A 16,577-nucleotide genomic window follows, 5' to 3' on the forward strand; every position below is an offset into this window, starting at 1 on the left:
CAGGCGCCGGCCGTCCCGTCCCCCCAGCGGCTGGACGATAAGTCGGCCATAAGCCGGCGTAACAGCCGAATTCGCGCCGCCCGCGATGAGCGGTGCCGCCCACTCGCCGAGCGGTACCACCCCACCGCCGGACGGCCCCGCCCTCCCACCGTCCGGCCCGGTCCCGCCCGCTGGGAGGGCGGCTCGCGGCGGCACGGGGCGGGCGTCTACCATCTACCAAACAATTGTTAGAAAGCTTGGTGCGCGGGAGGCGGCGGCACATGGATCTTGAGTTCCGGGCGGCGGACGAGGCGTTCCGCGCCGAGGTCCGGGCGTGGCTGCGCGAGCACGTCCCGGCCGAGCCGCTGCCGTCGCTGGAGACCGCGGACGGCTTCGCGGCGCACCGGGACTGGGAGCGGGTGCTCGGCCGGGCCCGGCTCGGCGTCGTGTCGTGGCCGGAGGAGTACGGCGGGCGCGGCGCGTCCGTCCTGCAATGGCTGATCTTCGAGGAGGAGTACTACGCGGCGGCCGCGCCGGGACGCGTCAGCCAGAACGGCATCAACCTCCTCGCCCCGACGCTGCTCAAGCACGGCACACCGGAGCAGCTCGCCCGCGTCCTGCCGCCGATGGCCGCGGGCGAGGTGATCTGGGCGCAGGCCTGGTCGGAGCCGGGCGCGGGCAGCGACCTCGCCGCACTCCGCGCGACCGCCACCCGCACGGACGGCGGCTGGCTCCTCGACGGGCAGAAGACGTGGAGCTCGCGGGCCGCGTTCGCCGACCGTGGCTTCGGCCTTTTCCGCTCCAATGCGGTGCGCCATCACGGCCTCTCGTACCTGATGTTCCCGCTGGACGCGGACGGCGTGACGGTCCGCCCGATCGGGCGCCTCGACGGCAAGCCCGCGTTCGCCGAGCTGTTCCTCGACGGGGTGTTCGTCCCGGACGAGGACGTCATCGGCACGCCGGGAGACGGCTGGCGCGTCGCGATGGCGACCGCCGGGAACGAGCGCGGCCTCACCCTCCGCAGCCCCGGACGTTTCATGGCGGCGGCCGAACGCCTCGTCCAGCTGTGGAAGGAGCACGCGGACCCGGCCGACACGGCGCTGCGGGACCGGGTCGCCGACGCCTGGATCAGGTCCCGGGCCTACCGGCTCAAGGGCTTCGAGACGATCTCGCGCAGCGAGGACATCGGCTCCGAGTCGAGCCTGAACAAGGTCTTCTGGTCGGAGCTGGACGTCGCGCTGCACGAGACCGCCCTCGACCTGCTCGGCCCGGACGGCGAGCTGGAGTCGGAGTGGCTGGAGAACTACGTCTTCGCGCTCGCCGGGCCGATCTACGCGGGCACCAACGAGATCCAGCGCAACGTGATCGCCGAGCGGCTGCTCGGCCTGCCGAGGGGGTCCCGGTGAAGTTCGTCCTCTCCGCCGAGCAACGCATGTTCGGCGACACGCTGCGCGACCTCCTCGCCGAAGCGGAGACCCCGAAGACGATCCGCGCCTGGGCGGCCGGGGACACGGGCCCCGGCCGGGCACTGTGGTCGGCGGTCGCCGAGGCCGGAGTGTTCGCGGTCGCCGTCCCGGAGGACTCCGGCGGCGCCGGGCCGCTGCCGGTCGAGCTGTGCGTGGCCGCCGAGGAACTCGGCCGCGCCGCCGCCCCCGGCCCGTACGTGGAGACCCTCGCCGCCGCGGACCTCCTGGACGGGTCGCCGTGGCTGCCGCGGATCGCGGAAGGCGAGGCGATCGTGTCGCTGGCCGTCCCGCACGCGCTGGACGCCGACGCCGCCGACCTGGTCCTCACCGTGGACGGCGCGGATTGCGAGCCCGGAGAGCCCGTCACGTCACTCGACCCGGCGCGCCGCCTGTTCCGCGTCCCGTCCGCCGGCTCCCCCGGTTTCACTGATCTCGGCGCGCTGCTGTGCGCGGCGCAGCAGATCGGGCTGGGCCGGGCGCTGCTGGACGTGTCGGTCGCCTACGCCAAGACGCGCCGGCAGTTCGGCCGCCCGATCGGCGAGTACCAGGCGGTCAAGCACCATCTGGCGACCGCGCTGGTGGAGCTCGAATTCGCGCGCCCGCTCGTCTACGGGGCGGCGCTGTCGCACGGGACGCCGGACTTCGCGCGGGACGTGTCCGCCGCCAAGGTCGCCGCGTCCGAGGCGTCCTACGCGACGGCCAAGACCGCGCTCCAGGTGCACGGCGCGATCGGCTACACCGACGAGTACGACCCGTCCCTCTGGATCCGCAAGGCGCGCACCCTGTACTCGGCGTGGGGCACGGTCCCCGAGCACAGGGCACGCGTCATCGCTGCTCTTTAGTCAGGGCTGCTCTCTAGTGAGGGCTGCTCTCTAGTGAGGGCTGCTCTCTAGTGAGGGCTGCTCTTTGAGCTCGACGCGGCGGATCTTGCCGGAGGCGGTCTTCGGGAGGTCGTCCACGAAGACGACCTCCCTCGGGACCTTGAAGTTCGCGAGCCGCTCCCGGCAGTGCCCGATCAGCTCGTCCGCCGTGGCGGCGCGCCCGGGCCGGAGCCGGACGTAGGCGCGCCCCACCTCCCCCAGGCGCGCGTCGGGGACGCCGGCGACACCCGATTCGGCGACGGCGTCATGGCGGGCGAGCACGTCCTCGACCTCGGCCGGGTAGACGTTGAAGCCGCCGACGACGAACATCTCCTTCGTCCGCCCGGTGATGGTGAGGTTGCCGCGCTCGTCCAGCCGCCCGCGGTCGCCGGTGTCGAGCCAGCCGCCGGCGCGGATCGTCGCCGCCGTCGCGTCCGGGTCGCCCAGGTAGCCCTTCATCACGTTGTAGCCGCGGACGAGCACCTCGCCGTCCGTCCCCGCCGGAACCGGCTCGCCCTTCCCGTCGACGATGGCGACCTCGACGTCGGCGATGGGCCTGCCGCAGGTGGTGGCGATGGTCTCGGCGTCGTCGTCCACCGAGCACGCCGACACCGTGCCGGACGACTCCGTCAGCCCGTACGCGGTCACGACCTGCGGGAACAGCTCCGCGCGGATGCGCCGCACCAGCGCCACGGGCACGTCCGCCGCACCCGTCACGGCCAGCCGCAGCGAGGAGAGGTCGTGCTCGTCGCGGCCGGGGGCGTCGAGCAGCGAGGTGTAGATCGTCGGCGGCCCCGGCAGGACGGTGATCCTCTCCTGCTCGATCAGCCGCAGCGTCTCCGGGACGTCGAACGTCCGCTGGAGCACCATCGTGGCGCCCTTCAGCAGGCAGGCGAGCACGCCCGCCTTGTACCCGAACGAATGGAACATCGGGTTGACGATCAGGTACCGGTCACCGGCCCGGACCCCTGTCCGTCCCGTCCACGCCTGGTAGGTGCGGACGTTCTGCTCGTGCGTGCACATGACGCCCTTGGGCTTCCCGGTCGTCCCGGACGTGAAGAGAACATCGGCGATGCCGGACGCCCGGACGGCCGCCGCCCGCGCATCGGCCTCCGCCGGGGAGACGGCCTTGCCGGCGAACTCGTCCCACGACATGACGCCCGGCCGAGCCGCCCCGTTGAACGTGACAACGGCCTCCAGCGCCGGAAGCCCAGGCGCGACTCCCGACTCGTCCAGGCCGAGCGTTCCGGGATAGTCGATGCCGAGAAACCCGTCCTCCACGAAGAGGAGTTTCACCTCTGCCTTGGCGAGCGGCCACCGCGCCTCGTCCCCCTTGAAGCGCGTGTTCAGCGGGACGAGCGTCGCGCCCGCGCCCATCGCGCCGAGCACGGTGACGATCCAGGCCAGCCCGTTCGGCGCCCAGATCGAGATGCGATCACCGGGCTCGATACCGGCGCCCACGAACGCGCCCGCCGCCTGCCGGGCGCGTTCCCGCAGCTCCGCGTAGGTGACCCGGACGTCGCCGTCCACGACGGCCTCCGCCTCCGGAAACTCCTCGGCAGCCCGCGCCAGCACCCCGGGGATCGTCAGCTCGTCCATGACCCTTCATCATGGGCGCGCCCGTCCCGATCGGGCGAGAAGGATCCCGCTCACCGGTACCCGCGGGAGGACGGTTACGCGCGGGAGGACGGCGGGCTCAGGCGTCCGGGCCGCGGCGCAGTTCCCTGGCGGACGTCCGGTAGGCCCCGGCGATGCGGACGAGCATGTCGAGCAGCAGGGGCGCCTGCTCGGGCGTGTAGTGGGCGCCGACCTCGTCCAGATGCCGCCGGGACGGCTCGCACGCGGCCTCGTAGCCGGCCATGGCGCCCGCGACCGGCTCGACGGTGACCGTCCGCCGGTCCTGGGCGCCGCGCACCCGCCGCACGTAGCCCGCCTTCTCCAGCCGGTCGACGAGCCGGGTCGTGGAGGCGGAGGGCAGCCCGAGCTCCGCGGAGATCGCGCCCACCGCCAGCGGCCCGCGCATCTCCAGCAGGATCGCCGCGGCGACGTCGATCGGCTGCAGCCCGAGCCGGTCGGCGACCGCCTCGTTGTGCAGCAGCACCGCGATCACGAACTCGCGGAACACGTCCTCGCCCTGCTGGACGTCGACCGTCCGCCGCCCGTCACTCACCTGCTGACCACCGCTTACCCGCTCGTGCCGACCCACCGTCGCAGGATACTCCGCCCCGATGTATCTTCGTATCGAAGATACTTCATTCCGGAGGAGACATGGAGATTCTCGTCATCGGCGCTGGCATCGGGGGCCTGGCCGTCGCACGCGGGCTGCTGGCCGCCGGTCACCAGGTCCGGGTCTATGAGCAGGCGCCCGCCCCCCGGACGGGCGGCAAGGCGATCCTGATGTGGAGCAACGGCACCGCCGTCCTGCACGACCTCGGCATCGGCCTGGACGGCGCCGGCAACCGCATCGACAGGATCGACGCCCTGACCTCGACCGGCCGCCTGCGCACCACCCAGGACATCGCCCACACCAACGCCCGCTTCGGCTTCGAGACCAAGGCCATCGCCCGCCGCGACGTCCAGGAACGTCTCGCCGACGGCCTGCCCGGCGACCTCGTCACCTACGGCATGACCTGCGAGCGGATCTCCCAGGACGGCGACCGCGTCACCGCTACCTTCGACGACGGGTCGTCCGCCACCGGAGACCTGCTGATCGGAGCAGACGGCCACCACTCGGTGGTCCGGCGGCACCTGTGGGGCGACGGCGCCGTCCAGCCGGCGACGTTCGGTACCTGGCAGGGCCTCAGCCCGATCGACATCGAGATCACCGGCACCCACCGGCACTACATGATCACCGGCCGGGAGGGCGCGTGCGGGCTGATGCCCGCCGGGGACGGCCGCCTCCAGTGGTGGTTCGACGTGCGCTGGTCCCCCGCCGACCCGCGCCCCGCCTCCCCGCTCGCCGAGCTGAGGAACCGGTTCGGCCACTGGGCGTCCCCCGTGCCCGAGGTCCTCGCCGCCGCCACCGACGACGACCTCGAGTTCTTCGGCCACCACTGGAACCGGGTCCGCCGCGTGTGGGGAGAGGGCCGCGTCACCCTGGTCGGCGACGCCGCCCACACCATGCCGCCCACCCTCGGCCAGGGCGCCAACCAGACCCTTGAGGACGTCTGGGTCCTAGGCCGCGAGCTGGCGAAGGAAGGCGAAGACGTCGCGACGCGGCTGCGCACCTACGAGCGGACCCGCTACCCCCAGATCTCCAGGGTCTCCCGGATGGCCAAGCGCAACCCCGCCAACTGGCGCATCCCGCCCATGATCGGCCGCCGCTTCCCGGAGACGTCCCAGACCACCATGCTCGCCCGCTTCAGCAACCGCCTGAGCGCCCCCGCCCCGCACCCCAGCACCACGGCGAAAGTGGAATAGAGCATTCCGTTCTGCTAAACTGGAGGCATCGCTCAACGGAGGGGGAACCATGTATCTCGTTGTCGGAGCCACCGCGCACTTCGGACGCCAGACGGTGGAAGAGCTGGTCAGGTCGGGTGCGCCGGTGCGGGCGCTGACCCGGGCGCCCGAGCGCGCCGGCCTGCCCGAGGGCGTCGAGGTGGTCCAGGGAGACCTGACGAAGCCCGAGACCCTGCCCGCCGTGGTGGACGGGGTCGAGGCCGCGTTCCTCGTGCTCCAGTACGGGATGGACGCCGGGCACCTGCTGACGGCCATGCGGCGGGCCGGGGTGCGGCGGGTCGTGTTCCTCTCGTCGGGGGCCGTCGTCGCGGGAGCCGAGCGGCAGCCCGACGTGATCGCCCGGTACCACCGGGACGTCGAGCGGGCCATCGAGGAGGCCGGTTTCGAGTGGACGTTCCTGCGGCTGCTCTTCCCGGCGATCAACTCGCTGACGTTCGCGATGCAGCTCCAGGGCGGCGACGTGATCCGCGCGCCGTACACGGAGGCCGCGTTCAGCGCCGTCCACGAGCGCGACGTCGCCGAGGCTGCCGCCGCGGTCCTGACGGGCGGCGGCGACGGTGATGGCGGCGACGGGCACGCGGGCCGGGTGTACGACCTGACCGGCGCCGAGTCGCTGACCCAGGCCGAGCAGGTGCGCATCCTGGGCGAGGCCCTGGGCCGCCCGCTGGCCGTCGAGGACCTCGCGCCCGAGCCGGTGCTGGAGCAGATGAGCCAGTTCATGGACGCCGAGTTCCTGGCCGCGCTGTTCGGGCTGATGGCGGCGGCGGTCGGGAAGCCCGCGCCGGTCAACGACACCGTCCAGCGGCTCACCGGACACCCCGCGCGCACCTACGCGCAATGGGCCGCCGACCACAGAGCCGACTTCGGCGCCTGACCTGCCCTGGCCTGCCTGGCCCGCCACCCGCGCTCCGGCGACCGGGCGGCGGGGCGGCGGGGCGGCGGGCCAGAGATTCGTCCAGCAGGCGCCGAGCTTTGTTCAGCAGGTGCCGAGCATCGAGTTCAGGGCGCCCTTCTCGGCGCTGTCGACGGTGAGGTCGTAGTACCACTTCACCTGGATCCAGGCGCGGGCGTAGGTGCAGCGGAAGGCGGCGCGCGGCGGCTGCCACTGGGCCGGGTCCTGGTCGCCCTTGGACTGGTTGACGTTGTCGGTGACGGCCCACAGCTCCGGGCCGCCGAGGTCGTTGGCGTAGGTCTGGCGGCGCGACGTCGTCCAGGCCCAGGCGCCCGAGGCCCACGCCTCGGCGAGCGGCACCATGTGGTCGACGTCCAGGTCGGAGGCGAGCGTCCAGGTGGCGCCGTCGTAGGGCGAGTACCAGGAGCCCGACGACGGGTAGCAGGCGGAGTCGGTGACGACGTCGGCGCCGTCCCGCTTCAGGACGGTCTCGCGAGTGTTGCACGCGCCGGAGATGGTGATCCAGTGCGGGAACAGGTCGCGGTCGTAGGTGCTGTGGTGGGACTCGGCGGCGACGGTGAGCTCGGCCAGCCGGGACGCGGCCGTGGTCGCGGACGGGATGTTCGGCGGTGTCGCGGACGCCGGCGTCCCGAGGACGCCGATCAGCGCCGCGCCGAGCATGGCGGGCAGCAGCAGGAACAGGGACGGTCGTCGCATGGGGGTCGCCCTCCTGCAGCCGTGTCCGGCCAGGGCCGGAGGCTCCTGCGGGGGCCGGAACGGCGGCACAGCGACCGTGGCATTTCACGGTAAGTGCCTTAAATGTCACGCTTTGCCCAAGGCGTCGGCGCGGTTGGGCGGATGGTGCCGTAGGCGCCCCGGCCGCACACGGCATGACCTGCGACGATGCCGTCGGCAGGCGCCGGTACGCGGGCGCGACGGGCCGATGAAACCCTTGCTAACGAGCCCTGTACGGAACGATTCGGGGCGGCAGCGGTCCGGTCGTGGCGTCCGTTCAGATGCCGGCTCCGAGGACCAGGCCGCTGGTCGGGACGCCCGTCCCCGCGGTGACGAGGACGTTGTGCACGTCGCCCGGCTGGTTCACCGAGCTGCCCCGGAGCAGCCGGACGGCCTCCGCGATCCCGTTCATGCCGTGGATGTACGCCTCGCCGAGCTGCCCGCCGTGCGTGTTGAAGGGGAGCCGTCCGTCCAGTTCGAGGTTGCCGTCGGCGACGAAGTCCTTGGCCTCGCCCCTGGCGCAGAAGCCCAGCTCTTCGAGCTGCGGCAGCACGAGCGGCGTGAAATGGTCGTAGAGGATCGCGGCCTGCACGTCGGCCGGGGTGAGGCGCGACTGCGCGTAGAGCTGCCGTCCGACCAGGCCCATCTCCGGGATGCCGGTGATCTCGGAGCGGTAGTAGCTGGTCATCATGTGCTGGTCGTTGCCGGACCCCTGCGCCGCGCCCCAGATCAGCGCGGGCCGGTGCGGCAGGTCGCGGGCCCGTTCGGCGGACACGACGACGAGTGCCTGGCCGCCGTCGCTCTCCTGGCAGCAGTCGAGCAGCCGGAGCGGCTCGGCGATCCAGCGGGACGCCTGATGGTCGTCGAGGGTGATCGGGCGGCCGTAGAACCAGGCGGCCGGGTTCCGCGCGGCGTGCATGCGGTCGACGACGGCGATCCGGCCGAAGTCCGCGCTGGTCGCGCCGTACTCGTACATGTAGCGGCGAGCGAACATCGCGACCCACTGCGCGGGCGTCGCGAGCCCGAACGGCGTCATCCACGAATAGGCGGCGCGGTCGGCGCTGACGTCCATGGGCCGGTCGGCCTGCCCGAGGCCGTAGCGGACGCCGGAGCGCTCGTTGAACGCGCGGTAGCAGACGACGACGTCGGCGACACCGGTCGCGACCGCCATCGCGGCCTGCTGGACCGTGCCGCACGCGGCGCCCCCGCCGTACCCGACACGGGAGAAGAACGTCAGCTCGCCGATCCCGAGATTGCGGGCGAGGTGGATCTCGGAGCTGGTGTCGGCGGTGAACGTCACCATGCCGTCCACGTCGGACGGTTCGAGCCCGGCGTCGGTGACGGCGGCGAGCACGGCCTCGCAGGCGAGCCGCAGCTCGCTGCGTCCGGACTCCTTGGAGAACTCGGTCGCGCCGATCCCGGCGATCGCGGCGGCCCCCGGCAGCACGCTCATGCCCCACTCCCCTTCAGCCGGACGACGACGGTGCCGGTCACGTGCGACCCGATGGCGTTGACGCCGCGCACCGCGATCTCGACGCGGCGGTCTTGGGGGTGCTTGGCGGCGACGGTGCCGGTCAGGACCATGGTGTCGCCGGGGTAGTTGGGCGCGCCGAGCCGGATCCTGATGGCCGTCACGACGGCGGCGGGCCCGGCCCAGCCGGTGACGTACCGGTCGACCAGGCCGTTCGTCGTCAGGATGTTCATGAAGACGTCCTTGGAGCCGCGCTCGGCCGCGAGCGACGGATCATGGTGGACGTCCTGGTAGTCGCGGCTCGCCAGCGCGGTCGCGACGATCATCGTCCGGGTCAGCGGGATGCTCAGCGCGGGCAGCTCCTCCCCCACCGCGACGTCCTCGAACACGCGGTCGCGGTTGCGGTTCACAGTGCGGCCCCCAGCAGTTCGAGGTCCTGCGACGCGCCGCCGAGCGTGCCGGAGATCTGCTTGCCCCACAGGAAATGGCGGTGCACCGGGTAGTCGACGTCCACGCCGATGCCGCCGTGCAGGTGCTGGACGCGGTGGACGACGTTCAGCCCGCCCTCGTCCGACCACCATTTGGCGACGAGCACGGCCGGCTCGGCGTCCTCCCCGGCGGCGATCAGGGAGACGGCGTGCCAGAGGCAGACGCGGAGCGCGTCGATCTCGATGTAGCAGTCGGCGAGCTGGTGCTGCACCGCCTGGAAGGTGGCGAGCGGGCGGCCGAACTGCTCGCGTCCGGCCAGGTAGCCGGCGGCGAGGCGGAGCGCGCCCTCCGCCACACCGACCTGGACGGCGGCGAGCGCGACGCGTGCGAGGCGCAGCGCGGTGGCGAGGGCACCGTCGCCGAGGGGCTGTGCGGGCGCCGCGTCCAGGATGAGTTGCCCGGCGCTGTCGCAGGTGGTAGTCCGGGTACGTTCCCAGGAGACACCGGGCGTGGAGGCGTCGAGCAGGTAGAGCCCGGGACCACCGTCAGCCGAACCGGCCGCGACCAGGATGTGGCTCGCGCCGAATGGGGTGGGGACGGCCGCCTTGGCACCGGTCAGAAGCCAGCCGTCTCCGTCGCGGACGGCCGTGCAGCCGGGGACGGCGGGGTCGGCCGGGGCGAACTCCTCAAGCGCGATGGTCAGCCGTCCGGTTCCGTCCACCAGGGCGGGCAGGATTTCTCGCTGCTGCTGGGGCGAGCCGTGTTCGGCGATGGTGAGCGCGGCGACGACCGCCGGCCAGATCGGCGCGGGCGCGACCACGCGGCCCTGCTCCTCCAGCAGCACCGCGAGCCCGGCGACGCCCAGGCCCGCGCCGCCCGCGTCCTCGGGCAGCGCGATGCCGAGCAGGCCCGCGTCCGCGAGGGCCGCCCAGAGCGGTGCGTCAAGGAGGCCGGTCTCGGATTGCTCTGCCGCCTTGATCCGCTCCGGTGTGGCGTGGCCGGTGAAGATCTGCCGGGCCAGCTCCTGGACGGCCTCCAGCTCTTCGCCAAGGACGAAGTCCATCAGCGCTCCTGCTTAGCGTCGGCCGGGCGGAACACCGGCAGGGACAGGTCGGGGTCCGGGTCGATCCAGTCGAGGACGACCGGCATGCCTATCTCGACATCGTCCGGGGCGACGCCCGCCATGTTGGCAATGAGGCGCGTCCCCTCGGCCAGCTCGATCACGGCGACGATCAGGGGATGGTCGAAGGCCGGATGGCGCGGGTGATGGTTGACGACATAGGTGTAGACGTGGCCGTTGCCCGTCGACTCGACGGTGCCCCAGTCGAACGAACCGCATTGCGGGCAGGCCGGGCCGGGCGGGTGCCGCAGCGATTTGCATTCGGCGCAGCGCTGGATGACGAGGCGGTGCTCGCGGGCGGCCTCGAACCAGAACGCGTTGTCCGGGTTGATCGCAGGGCGTGGGCGCAACGCCTGCGGCTCCGGCTCCGGCTCCGGCTTCGGTTTCTCGGCCGGGCGAAAACGAAGGATTCGCCAGCGCTGGGTGGCGACGACGTTCCCTGCCGCGTCCCGGTACGTCTTGATGGTGCTGATGAAGCGTCCCGTGCCCAGGGCCGTCTTCTTCTCCGGCGAGATCGACTCGACGGTCTCCTCGACGCTGACGTGGTCGCCGGGCGTCAGCTCGCGGTGGAACTCGAACTCCGAATCGGTGGCGACGACGGACGTATAACCGCCCTCGGCGAGCAGCGCGTCCAACTCATCTGCGGCGGAGGGCCCGGCTGCCGGACGCACGGACGCCGCGTAGCCGCGCATCGTCCACGCCTGCATCATCGACGCGGGCGCCACGATGCCGTCGCGTCCGGTGGCGCGTGCGGCGTCGTCGTCCAGGTAGACGGGATTGTCGTCCCCCATGGCCTCGACCCAGTGGCGGATCATGGGGACGTTCACCGGGTCCTGGCCCCGGCGGCGGGCGACCAGCTCGCGTCCCGCCCAGGCTCGCAGCCGGGTTTCGTAGCCGGTCATGAGCGCCTCGACCTGGGGAGTCCGAGGCCCTGGACGGCGACCATGTCGCGGAGCACCTCGTTGACGCCGCCGCCGAAGGTGTTCACGATGCCCTGCCGGGAGAGCTGCTCGATCTGCCCGTAGAGCACGGCCCCCGGCGATTCGGGACGGATCCGTCCGGCGGCGCCGAGGATTCCGGTGAGGGTGCGCTGGACTTCAATGTGCGTCTCGGTCCCGTACGCCTTGGCGGCTCCGGCCTGCGCGCCGGTCAGCGTTCCCGCCTCCACGGCCATGGTCATCTTCCAGTTCATCAGCCGCATCGCCTCCAGCCGTGCGTACGTGCGGGCGAGGTCGGCGCGGACCCACGGCAGGTCGATGGCGCCGTTGTCGCGGGCCCAGTCGCGGACGTTCTCCCACAGGCGGATCATCCGCCCGCCGAGCGCGGCGAGACCGATCCGTTCGTGGTTGAGCTGGGTGGTGATGAGCGTCCAGCCGCCGTCGACGTCCCCGACCACCGACGACGCGGGCACCCGGACGCCGTTGTAGTAGGTCGCCGTGACGATCATCCCGCCGACGGTCTGGATCGGGCTCCAGGAGAACCCGTCGGCGTCGGTCGGGACGATCAGGATGGAGATGCCCTTGTGCTTCGGCGCGTCCGGGTTCGTGCGGGCGGCGAGCCAGATGTGGTCGGCGGTGTTGGCGCCGCTGGTGAAGACCTTGCCGCCGTCCACCACGAACTGGTCACCGTCAAGGACGGCCTTCGTGCGCAGCGACGCGAGGTCGGTTCCGGCGTCGGGTTCGGTGTATCCGATGGCGAAAACGATGTCGCCGGAAAGGATGCCGGGAAGGTAGGCGCGCTTTTGCTCCTCCGACCCGTACCGCATCAGCGTCGGCCCGACCGTGTTGACCGTGACGAACGGGAACGGCAGCCCGGCCCGCTGCACTTCATCGAAGAACACGAACTGCTCGGCGATCGACTTGCCCTGCCCGCCGAATTCCTCGGGCCAGCCGTAGCCGAGCCAGCCGTCGTTGCCGAGCATCTTGACGATCTCGCGGAACCGCTCCCCGCCGACGCCCTGCTCACCGGCCCGGCGCCGCACGTCCGGGGGCAGGAGATCCGCAAAGTACGCCCTCAATTCCGCGCGCAGCGTGCTGTGCGCCGCGGACTCACGCAGATCCATCAGAACCCCTCACGGAAGGAAACGCTGCCGTCCGGCTGCGGCGAACTCGTCGCGGAGCGCCGCCTTGTCGGCCTCGGTCATCAGGGCGTATTCGGGGGCGCCGCGCCCGGCCCACCGGTAGACGGGGTCGGCGGTGCGCCAGCCTTCGAGCTGCATTTCCTTCTTCCTGAGTTTCCCGGACCCGGTCGTCGGCAGCGCATGTGAGACCCGCACGAACCGCGGCGCGCCCTTGGTGCCGAGATCGTCCTGGACGGCGAGAAACGCGGGAAAGCCGAGATCCTCGAATTCGACGCCGTCGGGGATCTCGATGGCGGCCATCACCTGATCCCCGGACCGCGGGTCGGGGACGCCGAAAGCGACCGCGTCCACGATCTTCGGATGCCGCCGGACGACGTTCTGGGTAAGCAGCGCGGAGATGTTCTCGGAGTCGACGCGGATCCAGTCGCCGGACCGTCCGCCGAAGTACAGGAACCCGTCGCCGTCGACGTAGCCGAGGTCGCCCGTCCAGTACCAGCCGTGCCGGACGCGTTCGGCGTCGGCCTCGGGGTTCTTGTAGTAGCCCTCGAACCTTTCGGCGCCGTCCACGTCGACGATCTCGCCGATCGCGGCCTCGGCGTTGGTGACGCGGCCGTGCTCGTCCAGAATGGCCGGGGCGCACATCTCGCGCGTCTCCGGATTGACGATCCGGACGCCGTCCCGCGCGGGCTTCCCGAACGCGGTCGCCGGAGTACCCGGTACCCGCTTGATCATCCCTGCGCTCTCGCTGGACCCGTAGCCCTCCATCAGCGTCGCGCCAAAGCGGCGCAGGAATTCGCGCTTGTCCTCGGGGGACGCCTCCGTGCCGAATCCGTGCGTGAGGGTGTTGTCCTTGTCGTCCGGCCGTTCCGACGTAGCCAGGACATACCCGATGGCCTTGCCGACGTAGGTGAAGAACGTCGCACCGTAGAAGCGCACGTCCGGCAGGAACCCAGACGCGGAGAACTTCCGCCCCAGAACAACGGTCGCGCCCACAGCCAGCGAAGGAGCCCACAACGCCATCAACGCATTGCCATGAAAGAGGGGCATCGAGCAGTAGCTGATGTCGTCCCGCGTGATGTCGTATTTGGCGCTGTTGTTGCGCCCCAGCTCGGCAAGCCGCCCCTGCGAACACCGCGCAGCCTTAGACGCGCCAGTCGTCCCGGACGTGAACAGCAACAACATCTGCGTCTGAGGCGTAACAGACGCGTCGACCTGAGGCTCGGAGGCGTGCGCCTGAACGACCGCCGCATAGTCGTCCTCATCAATGACCAGAAACCGCTCACGCGGAACCCCGATATCGAGCCCGCCGAGCAGCCGCAGCCCCTCCCGATCCGTGACGACGAGCTGGAGGTCGGTGTGCCGGACCTCCTCCTCCAAATAGGAGCCGGTCCGCGTGGAGTTGATCCCGACGATCGTCGCCCCGCTCAGCGCCGCCGCGCCGAGCCACAGCACGTACTCGGGGACGTTTTCCAGCAGCACACCGATATGGAACGGTCCGTCCTGGCGAAGCTCACGCGCGAGCGAGGCGCGGGCGGCGCTCGCCCTGACGACCTCGTCCCACGTCCAGGTCCGCTCGCGGCTGCGCAGGCCGGCCCGGTCGTCCCCCAGCCTGGCCAGCAGCATCCCGGCGATCGTCTCGTCTCGCACTTGTCGCGCCTCCCGGGGCTCACATGGGCTGGACGAGCACGCAGCGCGTCCCGCCATAGATCGCCGTCATGCACTTGTTGCAGTGGATGCACAGCGACTTCGTGTCCGGCTCGTCCTTGATGCGGTTGATCAGGTCGGGTTCGCGGAGCAGCGCCCGCGCCATCGCGACGAACTGGAAGCCCTCCGCCATGGCGGTGTCCATGCCCGCCTTGTCCGTGACGCCCCCGAGCAGGATCAGCGGCATCTGCACCGCCGCGCGGATCTGCCGGGCGTCTTTCAGCAGGTAGAGGTCCTCGTACGGGTACTCGCGCAGGAACCGGCGGCCGACCAGCTTCACGCCGAGCCTCAGCGGCTGCGGCATGACGGCGGCGAATTCCCGGATCGGCGCGTCGCCCTTGAACAGGTACATCGGGTTGAGGAGCGAACTGCCGGCCGTGAGTTCGAGGGCGTCGAGCGACCCGTCCGCCTCCAGCCACTGCGCTACCTGGATGGCCTCGTCCAGCCAGAACCCGCCGGGAACACCGTCGTCCATGTTGAGCTTGGCAGTGATCGCAATGCGGTCCCCGACCGCATCCCGCACGGCCCGAGCGATATCCCGCGACAGCCGGGCCCGGTTCGCCAGCGACCCGCCGTACTCGTCCTTCCGACGGTTGATCTTCGGGCTGAGAAACGAACTGGCCAGGTAGTTATGCCCGAGATGGATCTCAACCGCATCAAACCCGGCCTCAATAGCCATCCGCCCCGCATGCGCATGCCCTTGGACGACCCGCTCCAGATCAGCATGCGTAGCCGCCTTTGTGAACCCCACACCCATCGGATGAAAACGCCGGCTGGGCGCAATAGCAGGCAGCCCATTCCCCTTAGGATTCGTAACAGGCCCCGCATGCCCGATCTGCGCAGCAACGGCCGCGCCCTCCCCGTGCACGGCCTCAGTCAGTTTCCGCAGCCCAGGCAGGGCCTCGTCCGTCCAAAGAACCTGCTTGCGATCGGTACGCCCATCCGGCGCGACCGCGCAATACGCGACGGTGGTCATCCCCACACCACCAGCCGCATGCCGCACATGAAATGAGATCAGCTCGTCAGTGACGAGACTCCTCTTGCTGAGCCCTTCATACGTCGCCGCCTTCACAACACGGTTCCGCAGCGTGACGGGCCCCAGCTTCGCAGGGGCCAGCACGTCGGGTATCGGCTCCTCCATCCAGCTCCTCCGTCCGAACCCCGACGTTAATCAGCGGCACGCCCGCGAACACCGAACATCCCGCTGACTGGGAGCGACGACCCCCGACACTCAGCCCCACCCCCTGCCACCGAGTCCCTGCTCATCCCACTTGCGCACCGGCATGAGGTCTGACGCGTCCCACACCTCGGACAGCACCCCGCGCACCTCGTGCGTGAGCCTGACCCGGATCTCCTGATCGAGCGTGCGCCGGACGGCGGAGGCGCAACTCCACCAGCGTCCGAACCTGCGCCGGGGCCGTGCACACCGCGAGGAACCGCTCGTCCAGGACGTTCGCGGGACCGCACTCCATCACGACCACCGCCCCAACTGGCGCAGCACCAGGACGATCCGCTCCGCCGCGGCGTCCTCGCGCCCGACCTCGCCGAGCACATGCCGCGCTCCCCACCCCACTGGAACCGCGCCCCATCACACGCGATCACCCGCTCCGCCCGCGTCGCGAGCACCCTCCCCTCGGACACGCGCGCCCGGATGGCTCATTGGTGGATGATCGTGTTCCTGGCCGTCGTCGGCAGCGGGCGGCATGCCATTGAGGAAGCGGCCCGCACGGGGGTCTCGCGCGGCGAGAGCCGCGTTATCGAAGGGCGGCAGCCGCAGGCTGAATGACGGCGTTTGACAGCGGAATCGGAGGTAAGCCGTGGCGATCTGCTTCGAACTCGTGGTGAACTTCGGTGACAACGCCACGGCGGCACGGGCTGCATTCCTTACCGCCTCCAAGCTAGAAAACCTTCACGCGGGGGCCCATCGCATCCCTCTCCATCGACCCTTGCTGACAACTGCAGGCTCCTACGTCGAGCTCTCCGTCCTGCCGGTGGCCGTTGGCTGGGGCGTCGCTCTGGACGGCAGCCTGCCCAGATTCCAGCTCACCGCCGCCGAGTTCACTGAGCTGGGGCATCAGCTGTACGAGCTGCTTGCGACGTTCGACGGATATCTCACCGCCAAGGTCGGCTGGGATCCAGAACCGCTGCTGGACCCCGTTGAACTCAAAAGTGAGTGGATGGGGGAGCTCGCCGATGGCAGCCTTTCGGGGCTCGTGCTCTGCGAGAGACTCCACAGCGAGTTGGGCCTCGGCGACGATTACGTCCCATTTCAGCCTGGATACCGCTGGATACCGTACCGAGGGGAGCACCCGGGCAGCCTCACAGCCGACTAGCCGGCGGCGGGCGCACCGAGTCCGGCGCTAGGCGGCTCGGGAGCTTCGG

At 71.0% G+C, this 16,577-nt stretch carries 15 protein-coding genes; 5 read left to right on the top strand and 10 right to left on the bottom strand.

Annotated features, from left to right (window positions below):
* Nucleotides 1-260: 260 nt before the first annotated feature.
* A complete protein-coding gene (locus ACH34S_RS01135) occupies nucleotides 261-1,385 on the top strand; it encodes an acyl-CoA dehydrogenase family protein (RefSeq protein WP_395950443.1) in 1,125 nt (374 codons plus the stop codon).
* Nucleotides 1,382-2,287: an acyl-CoA dehydrogenase family protein gene (locus tag ACH34S_RS01140; RefSeq protein WP_395950444.1), complete on the top strand. Its 906-nt coding sequence runs from the start codon at nucleotides 1,382-1,384 to the stop codon at nucleotides 2,285-2,287. The genes ACH34S_RS01135 and ACH34S_RS01140 overlap by 4 nt, the downstream gene beginning before the upstream one ends.
* A 30-nt stretch (nucleotides 2,288-2,317) precedes the next feature.
* On the opposite strand, the gene ACH34S_RS01145 is transcribed toward ACH34S_RS01140, so the two are convergent.
* A complete protein-coding gene (locus ACH34S_RS01145; protein ID WP_395950445.1) occupies nucleotides 2,318-3,904 on the bottom strand; it encodes a FadD3 family acyl-CoA ligase in 1,587 nt (528 codons plus the stop codon).
* 97 nt (nucleotides 3,905-4,001) lie between these two features.
* Complete coding sequence (locus tag ACH34S_RS01150) at nucleotides 4,002-4,475, bottom strand: MarR family winged helix-turn-helix transcriptional regulator (protein WP_395950446.1); 474 nt, start codon at nucleotides 4,473-4,475, stop codon at nucleotides 4,002-4,004.
* A 98-nt stretch (nucleotides 4,476-4,573) separates the two neighbouring features.
* Between ACH34S_RS01150 and ACH34S_RS01155 the strand changes: the two genes are divergently transcribed.
* Together ACH34S_RS01155 and ACH34S_RS01160 are read left to right on the top strand one after the other, a co-directional pair.
* Nucleotides 4,574-5,725, top strand: coding sequence for an FAD-dependent oxidoreductase (locus ACH34S_RS01155; protein WP_395950447.1), 1,152 nt, complete (start codon nucleotides 4,574-4,576; stop codon nucleotides 5,723-5,725).
* A 49-nt stretch (nucleotides 5,726-5,774) separates the two neighbouring features.
* Complete coding sequence (locus tag ACH34S_RS01160; protein WP_395950448.1) at nucleotides 5,775-6,638, top strand: NAD(P)H-binding protein; 864 nt, start codon at nucleotides 5,775-5,777, stop codon at nucleotides 6,636-6,638.
* 102 nt (nucleotides 6,639-6,740) lie between these two features.
* Here the strand turns inward: ACH34S_RS01160 and ACH34S_RS01165 are convergent, their stop codons facing one another.
* From ACH34S_RS01165 to ACH34S_RS01200, 8 genes are all read right to left on the bottom strand, one after another.
* A complete protein-coding gene (locus ACH34S_RS01165) occupies nucleotides 6,741-7,373 on the bottom strand; it encodes an HNH endonuclease family protein (protein WP_395950449.1) in 633 nt (210 codons plus the stop codon).
* A gap of 295 nt (nucleotides 7,374-7,668) precedes the next feature.
* A complete protein-coding gene (locus ACH34S_RS01170) occupies nucleotides 7,669-8,844 on the bottom strand; it encodes a lipid-transfer protein (RefSeq protein WP_395950450.1) in 1,176 nt (391 codons plus the stop codon).
* Entirely contained in the window at nucleotides 8,841-9,272 is a 432-nt protein-coding gene (locus ACH34S_RS01175) for a MaoC family dehydratase (RefSeq protein ID WP_395950451.1), read from the bottom strand. Before ACH34S_RS01175 ends, ACH34S_RS01170 begins: the two co-directional genes overlap by 4 nt.
* A complete protein-coding gene (locus ACH34S_RS01180) occupies nucleotides 9,269-10,354 on the bottom strand; it encodes an acyl-CoA dehydrogenase family protein (protein ID WP_395950452.1) in 1,086 nt (361 codons plus the stop codon). The genes ACH34S_RS01175 and ACH34S_RS01180 overlap by 4 nt, the downstream gene beginning before the upstream one ends.
* On the bottom strand, nucleotides 10,354-11,313 hold the full coding sequence (locus ACH34S_RS01185; protein WP_395950453.1) for a bifunctional MaoC family dehydratase N-terminal/OB-fold nucleic acid binding domain-containing protein: 960 nt from the start codon (nucleotides 11,311-11,313) through the stop codon (nucleotides 10,354-10,356). The genes ACH34S_RS01180 and ACH34S_RS01185 overlap by 1 nt, the downstream gene beginning before the upstream one ends.
* Nucleotides 11,310-12,473, bottom strand: coding sequence for an acyl-CoA dehydrogenase family protein (locus ACH34S_RS01190; protein WP_395950454.1), 1,164 nt, complete (start codon nucleotides 12,471-12,473; stop codon nucleotides 11,310-11,312). The genes ACH34S_RS01185 and ACH34S_RS01190 overlap by 4 nt, the downstream gene beginning before the upstream one ends.
* Nucleotides 12,474-12,482: 9 nt before the next feature.
* Nucleotides 12,483-14,138: an AMP-binding protein gene (locus ACH34S_RS01195; protein ID WP_395950455.1), complete on the bottom strand. Its 1,656-nt coding sequence runs from the start codon at nucleotides 14,136-14,138 to the stop codon at nucleotides 12,483-12,485.
* 19 nt (nucleotides 14,139-14,157) lie between these two features.
* Nucleotides 14,158-15,336, bottom strand: a complete 1,179-nt coding sequence (locus ACH34S_RS01200) for an NADH:flavin oxidoreductase (RefSeq protein ID WP_395950456.1) — start codon at nucleotides 15,334-15,336, stop codon at nucleotides 14,158-14,160.
* Between the two features lie 676 nt (nucleotides 15,337-16,012).
* On the opposite strand from ACH34S_RS01200, the gene ACH34S_RS01205 reads away from it, so the two are divergent.
* The gene (locus tag ACH34S_RS01205; protein ID WP_395950457.1) at nucleotides 16,013-16,528 is read left to right on the top strand and encodes a hypothetical protein; all 516 of its coding nucleotides are present in this window, start codon (nucleotides 16,013-16,015) and stop codon (nucleotides 16,526-16,528) included.
* Nucleotides 16,529-16,577 lie beyond the last annotated feature (49 nt).

The sequence above is a fragment of the Actinomadura sp. 3N508 genome, assembly GCF_044326375.1.
Lineage (GTDB): Bacteria > Actinomycetota > Actinomycetes > Streptosporangiales > Streptosporangiaceae > Spirillospora.

Excerpts from the sequence above, each read along its gene's own strand:
- ACH34S_RS01135 (WP_395950443.1), top strand. The coding sequence starts at position 261 with ATGGATCTTGAGTTCCGGGCGGCGGACGAGGCGTTCCGCGCCGAGGTC.
- ACH34S_RS01145 (WP_395950445.1), bottom strand. The coding sequence starts at position 3,904 with ATGGACGAGCTGACGATCCCCGGGGTGCTGGCGCGGGCTGCCGAGGAG.
- ACH34S_RS01155 (WP_395950447.1), top strand. The coding sequence starts at position 4,574 with ATGGAGATTCTCGTCATCGGCGCTGGCATCGGGGGCCTGGCCGTCGCA.
- ACH34S_RS01160 (WP_395950448.1), top strand. The coding sequence starts at position 5,775 with ATGTATCTCGTTGTCGGAGCCACCGCGCACTTCGGACGCCAGACGGTG.
- ACH34S_RS01165 (WP_395950449.1), bottom strand. The coding sequence starts at position 7,373 with ATGCGACGACCGTCCCTGTTCCTGCTGCTGCCCGCCATGCTCGGCGCG.
- ACH34S_RS01170 (WP_395950450.1), bottom strand. The coding sequence starts at position 8,844 with ATGAGCGTGCTGCCGGGGGCCGCCGCGATCGCCGGGATCGGCGCGACC.
- ACH34S_RS01180 (WP_395950452.1), bottom strand. The coding sequence starts at position 10,354 with ATGGACTTCGTCCTTGGCGAAGAGCTGGAGGCCGTCCAGGAGCTGGCC.
- ACH34S_RS01185 (WP_395950453.1), bottom strand. The coding sequence starts at position 11,313 with ATGACCGGCTACGAAACCCGGCTGCGAGCCTGGGCGGGACGCGAGCTG.
- ACH34S_RS01190 (WP_395950454.1), bottom strand. The coding sequence starts at position 12,473 with ATGGATCTGCGTGAGTCCGCGGCGCACAGCACGCTGCGCGCGGAATTG.
- ACH34S_RS01200 (WP_395950456.1), bottom strand. The coding sequence starts at position 15,336 with ATGGAGGAGCCGATACCCGACGTGCTGGCCCCTGCGAAGCTGGGGCCC.